Genomic DNA, 13,999 nt, shown 5'->3' on the forward strand with positions numbered 1-13,999 from the left:
TATTAGACTCCGCTGACTTGAAAGGTGAATGACCAAGGACCGTCCATGAAACGCAGCCTGATCGTGCTCGCTCTGCTGATTGCCGCCCTCATGGCCGGCGCTGGCGTGTATGTCTACAGCAAGCAACCCACCCGCCAGGGCACCGAAACGCTGGCCAACCTGCAAAGCACAGTCACCGTGCGCTACGACGACCGGGGTGTGCCGCACATTCGCGCCGAGAACGAAACCGACCTCTACCGCGCCTTGGGTTACGTGCATGCCCAGGATCGGCTGTTCCAGATGGAGATCATGCGGCGCCTGGCCCGAGGCGAACTGGCCGAGGTGCTCGGTCCCAAGCTGCTGGACACCGACAAGTTGTTCCGCAGCCTGCGTATTCGCGAACGCGCCTTGAGTTACGTGGAACACATCGACCACGACTCGAAGGCATGGAAGGCCTTGCAAGCCTACCTGGACGGCATCAACCAGTATCAGGACAGCCACGCCAGCCCGATGGAGTTCGACGTGCTGGGCATCGCCAAGCGGCCGTTCACTGCCGAGGACACCATCAGCGTTGCCGGGTACATGGCCTACAGCTTTGCCGCCGCGTTTCGTACCGAGCCGCTGCTGACTTACGTACGCGACCAGTTGGGCAGCGACTACCTGAAAGTCTTCGACCTGGACTGGCAGCCCAAAGGCGCGCTCAACCTTGCCGCCAGCGACTGGAAAACCCTCGGCGCCCTCGCCTCGTTGAGCGAGCAAGCCCTGGCCGACAATGGCCTGCCACAGTTCGAAGGCAGCAACGCCTGGGCCATCAGTGGCAGCCGCACCAAAAGTGGCAAGCCTTTGCTGGCGGGTGACCCGCATATTCGTTTCTCGGTGCCGTCGGTGTGGTACGAGGCGCAGCTGTCGGCGCCGGGCTTTGAGCTCTACGGTTATCACAACGCACTGGTGCCGGTGGCGTTCCTGGGCCACAACCTGGATTTCGGCTGGAGCCTGACCATGTTCCAGAACGATGACCTCGACCTGATCGCCGAAAAGGTCAACCCGGACAACCCCAATCAAGTCTGGTACCACGGCCAATGGGTCAACATGACCAGCAGCGAGCAGCAGATTGCGGTGAAGGGCGAGGCACCGGTGACCCTCACCCTGCGCCAGTCGCCCCACGGCCCGATCATCAATGACGTGCTCGGCGAAAATGCCGGCAAGACGCCGATTGCCATGTGGTGGGCATTCCTGGACACCGAAAACCCGATTCTCGAAGGCTTCTACCAACTCAACCGCGCCGACACGCTGGCCAAGGCGCGCGCGGCGGCGGCGCTGGTTTCTGCACCCGGCCTGAATATCGTGTGGGCCAACGCCAAAGGCGATATCGGCTGGTGGGCGGCGGCGCAACTGCCGGTGCGCCCGGCTGGCGTGAATGCCGGGTTTATTCTCGACGGCAGCACCGCCCAAGCCGACAAGCTGGGCTTTTACCCGTTCAGCGCCAACCCGCAGGAGGAAAACCCGGCGCGCGGTTATGTGGTGTCGGCCAATGCCCAGCCAGTGTCGCCCACCGGTATGGAGATTCCCGGTTATTACAACCTGGCCGACCGTGGCCAGCAGTTGAACACGCAGTTGAGCGACAAGAGCGTGAAATGGGACGTGACCAACAGCCAGGCCTTGCAACTGGGCACCACCACCGCCTATGGCCCACGCGTGCTGGCGCCGCTTTTGCCGGTGCTGCGTGAGGTGGTCAAAGACCCGGCGCAGTTGCAACTGGTGGAGCAACTGGCCGCCTGGAAAGGTGATTACCCGCTGGAGTCCACCAGCGCCACGCTGTTCAACCAGTTCCTGTTCAACCTCACGGACGCGGCGTTTCACCCGAAACTCGGCGACGGCATGTTCAAGACCCTGCTCACTACGCGCGTGATCGATGCGGCATTGCCACGCCTGGCCGCCTCGCCGGACTCACCATGGTGGAACGGCTCGCGTGCGGACACCGTCAAACTCGCCTGGGACAACAGCCTGGCGCACCTCAAGGCCACTTTCGGCGATGACCCAACACAGTGGCAATGGGGCAAGGCGCATACCCTGACCCAGGGTCACCCGCTGGGCCAGCAAAAACCGTTGGATAAAATCTTCAACGTCGGCCCGTTCCCCGCACCCGGCACCCACGAAGTGCCGAACAACCAGTCCGCCATGATCGGCCCGGCACCCTGGCCAGTGACGTACGGCCCATCGACCCGGCGCCTGATCGACTTCGCCGACCCGGCTCACGCCTTGACCATCAACCCGGTGGGGCAAAGCGGCGTGCCGTTTGACTCGCACTATGACGACCAGGCGCAAACCTACATCGAAGGCGGCTACGAACAGGCGCATTTCAGCGATGAGGAAGTGACGGCAAATACCCGGGGTACGTTGAAGCTGTTGCCAGCGCGGTAATACCGATCACTGTGGGCTGGTTTTTGTGGGCGCTGGCTTGCCTGCGATGCAAGCCGCTCGGTGTTACTGATAGACCGCGGTGATGCTATCGCAGGCAAGCCAGCTCCCACACAAGCCTGCGCCAGCCTACGACACGCTCAAACCGGCGCCGCAAAGTTAAGTCGGAACTGTTGCGGCGTTACGCCCAGCCGGCGGTTGAACACGCTGCGCATGTGCTGGGCGTCGCGAAACCCGCATTGATAGGCCACGGTCTTCAGCGGCGCAGGGCTGCTTTCGAGCATCACCCGCGCCGCGTCCACCCGCGCGCGCTCGACGAACTCGGCCGGGGTTATGCGCGCTTCACGGGCGAACACCCGCGAGAAATTGCGCGCGCTCATATTGGCCGCCTTGGCCAGGTCGGCGATGGTCAAATCACCGGTCAGGTTCGCCAGCACGTACAACTGCGCCAACGCCACCGCCGAAGTGCTTTCGGCGTGGGGCGTCAGGAATGGACTGAACTGCGACTGCCCGCCCGAGCGCTGGGTAAACACCACCAGGCGTTTGGCCACGCTCAGCGCGACTTCCGGACCGTGGTCCTGGGCCAGCAGAAACAGCGACAAGTCGATGCCCGCCGTGACCCCGGCCGAGGTGTAGAGGTTGCCGTCCTGCACGTAGAGGCGGTCGGCGTCGACTTGGGCCAAGGGGCACAGGCGCGCCAAGTCGGCGGCATCGTTCCAGTGGGTGGTGACGGTTTTGCCGTCCAGCAATCCGGCTCGCGCCAGCATGAAGGCGCCGTTGCAGATCGAACCGAAACGCTGCGCCCGCGCGGCGGCGGCGCGTAGCCAGTCGTCAAACTGCGCGCCGAAATCCTCGAAGGGCAATTGCGGGCCACCGGCGACCAGCAGCAAGTCGTAGCCTTGCACGGCTTCGCTGTAATGCCGGTGGGCCTGCAGCGACAAGCCATTGGAGGCGGCCAGGGTGCCGTGGCCCAGGCCGAGCACTTCAAGCTGGTAGTGGTCTTGCGGCGGCAGAAAACGGTTGGCCTCGCAGAACACATCCATGGGGCCGGTCACGTCCAGTGACTGGACGCCGGGAAAGATCAGGATGGCGACGGTTTTGCCCATGCTGCAAACACCTTTTCTAACTGAATAAATGCAAAACCTCTGTGGGAGCTGGCTTGCCTGCGATGGCATCACCTCAGTCTAACTGACAGACCGAGTCGCCAGCCTCGCAGGCAAGCCAGCTCCCACAGTTGACCGTGTACAGCCTTGGCACGATGTAGCACCACTTTGGCCGACATCGCATCCTCACCGCGATAGCCCCCTCGCGCAGGCGCGACCAGACTGGACTCATCGGCGCCACCCCCGGCGCTTTGTTGAGGAGAACGACCATGAGCACCACCATCGCCGGCATCCAGATCCCGGACAGCGCCTTGGCCAAGGCCACCACCGAATACATCCGCGACGTCGAATCCGACCTGCTCTACCACCACTCTCGCCGCGTATTCCTGTTCGGCGCCTTGAGCGGTGAGCGCAAGCAGCTGGCCTACAACCCGGAGCTGCTTTACGTCGGCGCCCTGTTCCATGACCTGGGCCTGGTTGAAGGCCATCGCAGCGACAACGAGCGTTTCGAAGTGGACGGCGCCAACGCCGCCGCCGCGTTTCTCAAGCCGTACGGGCTGAGCGATGACGATATCGAGCAGGTGTGGCTGTCCATCGCCCTGCACACCACGCCGGGCGTGCCGCAGCACCTGCGCCCGACCGTGGCGCTGGTGACTGCCGGTGTCGAGATGGACGTGCTGGGCATGGACTACGCCGCGTTTTCCAGCGTGCAGCGCGAAGCCGTGGTGCATGCGCATCCACGCGGTGAAGGGTTCAAGGAGTGCATTATCTGCGCGTTTGCCGACGGCTTGCGCCATCGCCCGCAGACCACGTTCGGCAACGTGAAGACCGACGTGCTGGTGGATCAGGAGCCGGGGTTCAAGCCGATGAATTTTGTCGAGGTGATTCGTAAGTCGCCTTGGGCGGCTTAATTAGCCTGAAATACAATCAAATGTGGGAGCGGGCTTGCTCGCGAATGCGCAGTGTCAGTCACCCGATGTACTGACTGATCCACCGCATTCGCGAGCAAGCCCGCTCCCACATTTTTGATCCGGTTCCGTCAGGCTGCGCCAGTTAGACCGGCGCAGGCGCCCGGCGCTTGTCCGGCTGCTGCCAGCCATCCGCCGCCGCTTCTTCAATCGCTTGCTGAATGGCTTTCTTGCGGTGCTCTTCGGCACGGCGGCTGAAGAACCACACCAGGAAGGTCACCAGCGACACCGCCAACAGAATCAGGCTGGCCACGGCGTTGATCTCGGGTTTAACCCCAAGGCGCACGGCCGAGAACACTTCCATCGGCAAGGTGGTCGAACCGGGGCCCGACACGAAGCTGGCCAGTACCAGGTCATCCAGCGACAGCGCGAACGACATCATGCCGCCCGCCGCCAACGACGGCGCGATCATCGGGATGGTGATCAGAAAGAACACCTTCCAGGGCCGCGCCCCCAGGTCCATCGCCGCTTCTTCAATCGACAGGTCCAGCTCACGCAAGCGCGCCGACACCACCACCGCCACATACGCCGCACAGAACGTGGTGTGGGCGATCCAGATAGTGACGATGCCACGCTCCTGGGGCCAGCCGATCATCTGCGCCATGGCCACGAACAGCAGCAACAGCGACAGACCGGTGATCACCTCGGGCATGACCAGCGGCGCCGTCACCAGGCCGCCAAACAACGTGCGGCCCTTGAAGTGGCTGATGCGCGTCAGCACGAACGCCGCCAACGTACCCAGCGCCACGGCGGCCACCGCCGTATAGCAGGCGATTTCCAGGGAGCGTGCCACCGAGCCCATCAACTGGGTGTTGTCCAGCAGGCCCACGTACCACTTGATCGACCAACCGCCCCACACCGTCACCAGCTTGGATTCGTTGAACGAGTAGATCACCAGGATCAGCATCGGCAGGTAGATGAACAGCAACCCCGCCACCAGCATGAAACTCGAGAAACTGAAGCGCTTCATATCTTGCCCTCCATCTCTTTGGCTTGGCTGCGGTTAAACAGGATGATCGGCACGATCAGGATCGCCAGCATCACCACCGCCAGGGCAGACGCCACCGGCCAGTCACGGTTGTTGAAGAATTCTTGCCACAGCACTTTACCGATCATCAGCGTTTCCGGGCCGCCGAGCAGCTCCGGGATCACGAACTCGCCCACCACCGGAATGAACACCAGCATGCAGCCGGCGATGATGCCGTTCTTGGACAGCGGCACGGTGATTTTCCAGAAGCTGTTGAAGGTGCTCGAGCCCAGGTCGGACGCGGCTTCCAGCAGGCTCTGGTCGTGTTTGACCAGGTTGGCGTACAGCGGCAGGATCATGAACGGCAGGTACGAATAGACCACGCCGATGTACACCGCGATATTGGTGTTGAGGATCTGCAGCGGTTCGTTGATCAGCCCCATGGACATCAGGAAGCCGTTGAGCAGGCCGTTGTTGCTGAGGATGCCCATCCACGCATACACGCGGATCAGAATCGCGGTCCAGGTCGGCATCATGATCAGCAGCACCAGCACGGTCTGCATCTCTTTGCGTGCGCTGGCAATGGCGTAGGCCATCGGATAGCCGATCAACAGGCACAGGATCGTGCTGAAAAACGCCATCTTCAGCGAGCCCAGATACGCGGCGATGTACAACTCGTCGTCGCCGAGCATCGCGTAGTTGCCCAGGTTGAGCACCAGTTGCAGCTTTTGCTCAACGAAGGTGTAGATCTCGGTGTAAGGCGGGATCGCTACGTCGGCTTCGGCAAAGCTGATCTTCAAGACGATGAAGAACGGCAGCGCGAAAAACAGGAACAGCCAGAGGAAAGGGATCCCGATGACCACATGCCGGCCACCGGGTGTTATTCGTTGCAGCTGGCGTTTGAACTTCTTCATATTCATGAGCGAAGCACCACGCCGCTGTCGTCTTCCCACCACACGTACACCTGGTCACCCCAGGTTGGGCGCTGGCCACGGCGTTCGGCGTTGGCGACGAACGACTGCACCAGCTTGCCGCTCGGCAGCTCGACGTAGAACACCGAGTGGCCGCCCAGGTAGGCGATGTCGTGCACCTTGCCGCTGGACCAGTTGTGTTCGCAGGTCGGCATTTGGGTGGTCACCAGCAGCTTTTCAGGGCGGATGGCGTAGGTCACCGACTTGTCTTCCACGGCAGTCGCGATGCCGTAACCCACGTAGATGTCGCGGTCCAGGTCCGGACATTTGAGCACCGCGTGGCCTTCGGCGTCGTCCACCACTTGGGTATCGAAGATGTTTACGTTGCCGATGAACTCGCACACCAGGCGGCTGGTTGGCGTTTCGTAGATGTCGATCGGGCTGCCGATCTGCGCGATCCAGCCCAGGTGCATGATCGCAATGCGCTCGGCCATGGTCATGGCCTCTTCCTGGTCGTGGGTCACCATCACGCAGGTCACGCCCACGCGCTCGATGATCTCCACCAGCTCCAGTTGCATCTGCGAACGCAGCTTCTTGTCGAGGGCGCCCATCGGCTCATCAAGCAGCAGCAGTTTCGGGCGCTTGGCCAGCGAGCGAGCCAGTGCCACACGCTGACGCTGACCACCCGACAGTTGATGCGGCTTGCGCTTGGCGTACTGGCTCATCTGCACCAGCTTGAGCATCTCGGCCACGCGCGCGTCGACTTCAGCCTTGGGGATCTTGTCCTGCTGCAGGCCGAACGCGATGTTCTGCGCGACCGTCATGTGCGGGAACAAGGCGTAGGACTGGAACATCATGTTGATCGGCCGCTCGTACGGCGGCATGTCGGTGATGTCCACACCGTCGAGGTAAATGCGACCTTCGGTTGGGCGCTCGAAGCCTGCGAGCATGCGCAGCAAGGTGGATTTGCCCGAACCCGAACCGCCGAGCAAGGCGAAGATCTCGCCTTTCTTGATTTCCAGGGACACATCGTCCACGGCAATCGTCTCGTCGAACTTCTTCGTGACCCGGTCGATTTTGACCAACACCTTTTTCGGTGTCTGGTCGCCCTCGAGGGCTTTCTTATAGGCGCCGGAGGCAACTGCCATTTACGAAACTCCCAACAAAATTTGAGGTTCGCCCAATACGGGCGAAACCTTGGATAGTTTGAGCTTTAAGCCTTACTTGCCCGTCTTGACCTTGGTCCAGCTACGGGTCATTAAACGCTGCACGTTCGGGGGTAACTCGAAGTTGACAAATGTCCGGTCGAGAACCGCCTGCGGTGGGTAAACCGCTGCGTCGGTGCGTATCGATTGCTCCATCAGTTTGTCTGCCCCAGGGTTAGGGTTGGCGTAACCGACGTAATCACTGACCTGAGCGATCACCTCAGGTTGCAGTAAATAGTTGATGTAGGCGTGGGCCTCTTTAACGTTGGTCGCGTCCGCCGGAATCGCCAGCACGTCAAACCACAGGTTGCCGCCTTCTTTCGGAATCGCGTAGGCGATTTTCACGCCCTTGCCCGCCTCGGCCGCGCGGGCCTTGGCCTGGAACACATCACCGGAGAAGCCTGCCGCCACGCAGATGTTGCCGTTGGCCAGGTCCGAGATGTACTTGGACGAGTGGAAGTAAGTCACGTAAGGACGCACTTTCAGCAGTTTCTCTTCGGCCTTTTTATAGTCGGCCGGGTTGGTACTGTTGGGGTTCAGGCCCATGTAGTTGAGCACCGCCGGAAGCATTTCATCGGCCGAGTCCATGAACGAGACGCCACAGGTGGCCAGCTTTTTCATGTTCTCCGGCTCGAACAGCACGGCCCAGGAATCGATATGGTCGACGCCCAGTACTTCTTTGACTTTGTCGACGTTGTAACCGATGCCGTTGGTGCCCCACAGATACGGCACGGCGTACTGGTTACCCGGATCGTTCTTTTCCAGACGCTTGAGCAGCGCCGGGTCGAGGTTTGCATAATTAGTCAGCAATGACTTGTCGAGCTTCTGGAACGCCCCGGCCTTGATCTGTTTGCCGAGGAAGTGATTCGACGGCACGACCACGTCGTAACCGGTACGCCCGGCGAGCAACTTGCCTTCCAGGGTTTCATTGGAATCAAACACGTCATACACGGGTTTGATGCCGCTGGCCTTTTCGAAGTTGGCCAGGGTGTCGGGGCCGATGTAGTCCGACCAGTTATAAATATGCACAGTCGGCGCGGCCTGCACGCTGACAGCCAGCGTGATACCTGCACCCACCAGCACGGCTTTGCGAAATAAAGAAATTGGCAAGTGGAGGTCCTCTTAAATAGTTGGGCCTTAAAGTTGTTGCCCGGCAACAAAACCGGCGCGCAACTTACCCTCGATAAACCGATCCGGCAAAACTTTCTGTCATTTAATTTGTGGGAGTCGGTCTAGGTGGGAGCGGGCTTGCTCGCGAAGGCGGTGTGTCAGCCAGCAGGTGTATCAACTGATACACCGCTTTCGCGAGCAAGCCCGCTCCCACACAAGCCCCCTCCCACAGGGTTTAAGGCTTATTTACCCGATTTGATTTTGGTCCAGCTGCGGGTCATTTCACGCTGAGTTGCAGCCGGCAAGTCAGCAATGGCGTAGAGCTTGGCTTGCACATCGGCGGACGGGTAGATGCCCGGGTCGCTGGTGATGTCTTTGTCGACCAGTGGGGTCGCTTTCTCGTTACCGTTCGGGAAACGTACGCTGTTGGTGATGGCAGCCATGACTTTCGGCTCCAGCAGGTAGTTCATGAACTTGTAGGCAGCGTCGACGTTTTCGGCATCTTTAGGGATGGCGACCATGTCATAGAAACTGCCGGCGCCTTCTTTCGGAATGTCGTAGGCCACCTTGACCTTGCCACCGGCTTCAGCTGCGCGGGATTTGGCCTGCTGGATGTCACCCGAGTAGCCCACGGCTACGCAGATGTTGCCGTTGGCCAGGTCCGAGATGTACTTGGACGAGTGGAAGTAGCCGATCGATGGGCGCAGCTTGAGGAACAGGTCCTCGGCTTGCTTGAGGTCGGCCTTTTTCTGGGTGTCGGTCGGCAGGCCCAGGTAATGCAGCGCCACCGGCAGCATTTCGGTTGGCGAATCCAGGAAGCTCACGCCGCAGCCTTTCAGCTTGGCGAGGTTCTCCGGCTTGAGGATGGTGTCCCAGGATTCGATCTTGTCGATGCCCAGTGCAGCCTTGACCTTCTCCGGGTTGTAGCCGATACCGATCGAGCCCCACATGTACGGGAAGGCGTGCTTGTTGTCCGGGTCGCTGACCGACACGGCCTTGAGCAGGGATTTGTTCAGGTTGTCGTAGTTGGACAGCTTGGACTTGTCCAGCTCCTGATAGACACCGGCCTTGATCTGCTTGGCGAGGAAGTTGTTCGACGGTACGACAATGTCGTAACCGGACTTGCCTGCCAGCAACTTGGCTTCCAGCGTCTCGTTGCTGTCGAAAACGTCGTACACCACTTTAATGCCCGACTCTTTTTCAAAGTTGGCGATGGTGTCCGGTGCAATGTAGTCGGACCAGTTATAGACGTGCAGCACTTTATCGTCTGCCTGGGCCGCGCCCGCCATTGCGCCCAACAGGGACAAGGCGAGGAGGGTCTTGCCAGCGTTCTTCAAACCTAATGCCTTCATTTGGTGATGCTCCAATTTTTCTTTTTTGGGCCACATTTTTTACACGTTCAGCGGCCCTTCCAAAGGGCAACAAAACAGGGCGACAGTCTGGCAAGTTCAGGGGCCGGCTTTCAACCAAAGCGCCCTTATTACTGCGTTTTTGTAACTGCCCGGACGCAGCGTCCGAAGCCGCTGCGCCCTGAGCCTAGCACTTAGCCCTGCAATGCCGCCAAAGTCAGGTCCAGGCACTGGCGAGCCTTGGTGACCAGTTCGTCGATTTCCGCCTTGCTGATCACCAGCGACGGCGAAATGATCATGGTGTCGCCCACGGCGCGCATGATCAGGCCGTTATCGAAGCAGAACGTGCGGCAGATCATGCCCACACCACGGCCTTCGTAACGTTTGCGCGTGGCCTTGTCCTGCACCAGCTCAATCGCCCCGAGCATGCCGACTCCGCGAACTTCACCCACCAACGGGTGATCAGCCAGTTCCCTCAGACGTTTCTGCAAATACGGTGCCGTTTCTTCGTGCACACGGTTAACGATTTTTTCATCGCGCAGGATGCGGATGTTTTCCAGCGCCACAGCTGCCGCTACCGGGTGACCGGAATAGGTGAAACCGTGGTTGAAATCGCCGCCTTCATTGAGCACGGCGACCACGTCGTCGTGCACGATCAGGCCGCCCATGGGGATGTAACCCGAGGTCAGGCCCTTGGCGATGGTCATCATGTGCGGCTTGAGGTCGTAGAAGTCGCTGCCGAACCACTCACCGGTACGGCCGAAACCGCAGATCACTTCGTCAGCAACAAACAGGATGTCGTACTTGGCGAGGATTTCCTTGATGCGCGGCCAGTAGGTTGCTGGCGGCACGATCACGCCACCGGCGCCCTGGATCGGCTCGGCAATAAAGGCACCGACGTTGTCCACGCCCACTTCCAGGATCTTCTCTTCCAACTGGTTGGCGGCCCATACACCGAACTCTTCAGGGCTCATGTCGCCGCCTTCGCCATACCAGTAAGGCTGGGCGATGTGGGTGATGCCCGGGATCGGCAAGTCGCCCTGTTCATGCATATAGGTCATGCCGCCCAGGCTGGCGCCGGCCACGGTAGAGCCGTGGTAGCCATTCTTGCGGCTGATGATGGTCTTCTTGTTCGGCTGGCCCTTGACCGCCCAATAGTGGCGGACCATGCGCAACATGGTGTCGTTGCCTTCGGAGCCTGAGCCGGTGAAGAACACATGGTTCATGCCGGCCGGCGCAATGTCCGAAATCACCTTGGCCAGCTCCAGCACCGGCGGGTGAGCGGTCTGGAAGAACAGGTTGTAGTACGGCAGTTCTTTCATTTGCTTGGCGGCGGCGTCAGCCAGTTCATCGCGACCGTAACCGATCGCCACGCACCACAGGCCGGCCATGCCGTCGAGGATCTTGTTGCCTTCGCTGTCCCACAGGTAAACGCCGTGGGCTTTGGTGATGATCCGTGGGCCTTTCACTTTCAATTGCTTGAAGTCACTGAACGGCGCCAGGTGGTGATCGTTGCTCAAGGCTTGCCATTCACGGGTTTGCGGGTTGTTGCTGGACATACCAATCTCCTAGACTTTTTCAGGTGAGGGCGCGCCAATCCTGCGGCGCGCCCGGCGCATCAGACGGCGAAGAGCAGGAATTCCCGCTCCCATGAACTGATCACGCGCTTGAAGTTTTCATGCTCGGCCCGCTTGACCGCGACGTAGCCTGTGATGAATTTTTGACCCAGGTATTTCTCGATGGTCTTGCTGTTTTCCATGCGTTCCAGGGCGTCTTCGATGGTCAACGGCAGGCGCAGGTTGCGCCGCTCGTAGCCACGACCCACCACAGGCGCGCTCGGGTTATGGCCTTCGACCATGCCGATGTAGCCGCACAACAGGCTGGCGGCAATCGCCAGGTACGGGTTGGCGTCGGCGCCGGGCAGGCGGTTTTCGACGCGACGGTTCTGCGGGCCGGCATCCGGCACGCGCAGGCCCACGGTGCGGTTCTCTTCGCCCCACTCCACGTTGACCGGCGCCGAGGTGTCGGGCAGGAAGCGGCGGAACGAGTTCACGTTGGGGGCAAACAGCGGCAGCAATTCAGGAATGAATTTCTGCAGGCCACCAATGTGGTTGAGAAACAGCTGGCTCATGGTCCCGTCTTCGTTGGAGAAGACGTTCTTGCCGGTGGCGATGTCGATGATGCTCTGGTGCAAGTGCATCGCGCTGCCGGGCTCACCGGTCATCGGCTTGGCCATGAAGGTGGCGGCCACGTTGTGCTTGAGCGCGGCTTCACGCATGGTGCGCTTGAACACCAGGATCTGGTCGGCCAGGGACAGGGCATCGCCGTGACGGAAGTTGATTTCCATCTGCGCCGTGCCGTCCTCGTGGATCAGCGTGTCGAGGTCCAGCTCCTGCAGCTCGCACCAGTCGTAGACGTCTTCGAACAATGGGTCGAATTCGTTGGCCGCTTCTATAGAGAAGGATTGACGACCGGTCTCAGGACGCCCGGAACGGCCGATCGGCGGTTGCAGCGGGAAGTCCGGGTCTTCGCAGCGTTTGGTCAGGTAGAACTCCATCTCCGGCGCCACGATGGGCTGCCAGCCTCTGTCGGAGTACAACTTGAGGACTTTCTTGAGCACGTTGCGCGGCGACAGCTCGATCGGGTTGCCTTGCTTGTCGTAGGTGTCGTGAATCACCTGGGCGGTGGGCTCGATGGCCCAGGGCACCAGGAATACGGCGTTCTGGTCCGGGCGGCAGATCATGTCGATGTCGGCCGGGTCGAGCAATTCGTAATAGATGTCGTCTTCGACATAGTCGCCGGTCACGGTCTGTAACAGAACGCTCTCGGGCAGGCGCATGCCTTTTTCGGCGATGAACTTGTTGGTCGGCGAGATCTTGCCTCGGGTGATACCGGTGAGGTCGCCAATCATGCATTCGACTTCTGTGATCTTGTGGTCTTTCAACCAATCGGTGAGCTGGTCGAGGTTGTTACTCATAAATGCCTCTGGGCTGTGTTTCCTGACATCCATTAAAGGTCAGGCGTAAGTTGACGCAGCATCCGCGTCGCGTTGCATCGCCCGCTGTCGACAGGCCGAACCAAAGGCCTGGAAGATCGCGAGGTAGTGCGGGTTAGAGCTTACCTGCCATTCGGGGTGCCATTGCACTCCTAAAGCAAAAGCCTTGCCCGCGGTGTAAGAAAAAGCTTCGATCAACCCATCAGGCGCAGTGGCTTCGACCTGCAAACCGGGCGCCAGGCGGTCAACGCCCTGGCTGTGAATCGAGTTGACCTGGATCGTCTGCGGCAAACCCAGGCTTGCCAATACCCCATTCGGGGAGATCGCCACGGCGTGCGCCGGGCCGTACTGAACGTCCAGCGGCTGAGTGTCGTCTTCGCGGTGATCCATCATGCCCGGCACTTCATGAACCTTCTGGTGCAGGCTGCCGCCAAATGCCACGTTCATTTCCTGGAACCCACGGCAGATGCCCAGCACCGGCACGCCTGCCGCAATCGCGGCACGCAGCAACGGCAAGGTGGTCTGGTCGCGTGCAGAATCATGAGCAGTCCCGGGCGCGCTGGCCGGACCGTCGTAATGAAAGGGTTCGATATTGGAAGGAGAGCCGGTAAATAGAATGCCATCCAGGCCGTCAAAAATATTGGCCGGGTCGAGCAGATCGCCCAAGGATGGAATGATCAATGGCAAGCCCTTGGCAGCGGTGGCCACTGCACGGACGTATTTGTCGCCACTGATGTGATAAGCATGCAGACCGACCTGTTTGGAGCAGGCGGTGACGCCGATTAACGGCAGGCGAGACATGAAGCACCCCGGTATTATTGCTGTTATGGGTTTGAATCGAGCTTAGCCTTGTTCATTTTTTTACACAACACCCCCGTAAAAAATACAACACGGCCCGCTCAAGCCTGCTAGTCCCAAGCCCTCCAAACCCAAAAAACCGCCCCAAAAAGCCCCAAAAAAGGCCTCATGGCGCTTTTTTAGGGCAAAAAAGGCC

The 13,999-nt window shown here is 60.3% G+C and carries 11 protein-coding genes; 2 read left to right on the plus strand and 9 right to left on the minus strand.

All coding sequences use genetic code 11. The annotated features are described in order from the left end of the window. Window positions 1–45: 45 nt before the first annotated feature. A complete protein-coding gene (locus tag AB5I78_RS27855; RefSeq protein WP_369301925.1) occupies window positions 46–2,400 on the plus strand; it encodes a penicillin acylase family protein in 2,355 nt (784 codons plus the stop codon). A 137-nt stretch (window positions 2,401–2,537) separates the two neighbouring features. On the opposite strand, the gene AB5I78_RS27860 is transcribed toward AB5I78_RS27855, so the two are convergent. Beyond that, complete coding sequence (locus tag AB5I78_RS27860) at window positions 2,538–3,503, minus strand: GlxA family transcriptional regulator (RefSeq protein WP_369301924.1); 966 nt, start codon at window positions 3,501–3,503, stop codon at window positions 2,538–2,540. Window positions 3,504–3,769: 266 nt separating this feature from the next. On the opposite strand from AB5I78_RS27860, the gene AB5I78_RS27865 reads away from it, so the two are divergent. Continuing rightward, complete coding sequence (locus tag AB5I78_RS27865; RefSeq protein ID WP_369301923.1) at window positions 3,770–4,411, plus strand: HD domain-containing protein; 642 nt, start codon at window positions 3,770–3,772, stop codon at window positions 4,409–4,411. Between the two features lie 142 nt (window positions 4,412–4,553). Here the strand turns inward: AB5I78_RS27865 and AB5I78_RS27870 are convergent, their stop codons facing one another. The 8 genes from AB5I78_RS27870 to AB5I78_RS27905 all read right to left on the minus strand — a co-directional run bounded on the left by AB5I78_RS27870 (window position 4,554) and on the right by AB5I78_RS27905 (window position 13,806). Then, the gene (locus tag AB5I78_RS27870) at window positions 4,554–5,438 is read right to left on the minus strand and encodes an ABC transporter permease subunit (protein ID WP_106575745.1); all 885 of its coding nucleotides are present in this window, start codon (window positions 5,436–5,438) and stop codon (window positions 4,554–4,556) included. Further along, window positions 5,435–6,355: an ABC transporter permease subunit gene (locus tag AB5I78_RS27875; RefSeq protein ID WP_145157884.1), complete on the minus strand. Its 921-nt coding sequence runs from the start codon at window positions 6,353–6,355 to the stop codon at window positions 5,435–5,437. Before AB5I78_RS27875 ends, AB5I78_RS27870 begins: the two co-directional genes overlap by 4 nt. Beyond that, window positions 6,352–7,494 (minus strand): ABC transporter ATP-binding protein, encoded by a 1,143-nt coding sequence (locus AB5I78_RS27880; RefSeq protein WP_065893882.1) that lies wholly within the window; start codon window positions 7,492–7,494, stop codon window positions 6,352–6,354. Before AB5I78_RS27880 ends, AB5I78_RS27875 begins: the two co-directional genes overlap by 4 nt. A gap of 72 nt (window positions 7,495–7,566) precedes the next feature. Beyond that, window positions 7,567–8,661: a polyamine ABC transporter substrate-binding protein gene (locus AB5I78_RS27885; RefSeq protein ID WP_145157887.1), complete on the minus strand. Its 1,095-nt coding sequence runs from the start codon at window positions 8,659–8,661 to the stop codon at window positions 7,567–7,569. Between the two features lie 242 nt (window positions 8,662–8,903). Further along, a complete protein-coding gene (locus AB5I78_RS27890) occupies window positions 8,904–9,998 on the minus strand; it encodes a polyamine ABC transporter substrate-binding protein (RefSeq protein ID WP_106576071.1) in 1,095 nt (364 codons plus the stop codon). 206 nt (window positions 9,999–10,204) lie between these two features. After that, window positions 10,205–11,569: an aspartate aminotransferase family protein gene (locus AB5I78_RS27895; protein ID WP_262206592.1), complete on the minus strand. Its 1,365-nt coding sequence runs from the start codon at window positions 11,567–11,569 to the stop codon at window positions 10,205–10,207. Window positions 11,570–11,628: 59 nt separating this feature from the next. Next, entirely contained in the window at window positions 11,629–12,987 is a 1,359-nt protein-coding gene (locus AB5I78_RS27900; protein WP_017139534.1) for a glutamine synthetase family protein, read from the minus strand. 39 nt (window positions 12,988–13,026) lie between these two features. Next, window positions 13,027–13,806: a gamma-glutamyl-gamma-aminobutyrate hydrolase family protein gene (locus AB5I78_RS27905; protein ID WP_145157893.1), complete on the minus strand. Its 780-nt coding sequence runs from the start codon at window positions 13,804–13,806 to the stop codon at window positions 13,027–13,029. Between the last annotated feature and the right edge of the window lie 193 nt (window positions 13,807–13,999).

Origin of the sequence: Pseudomonas sp. N2-3-1-14 (genome assembly GCF_041228395.1) — a bacterium.
Taxonomy (GTDB): Bacteria; Pseudomonadota; Gammaproteobacteria; order Pseudomonadales; family Pseudomonadaceae; genus Aquipseudomonas.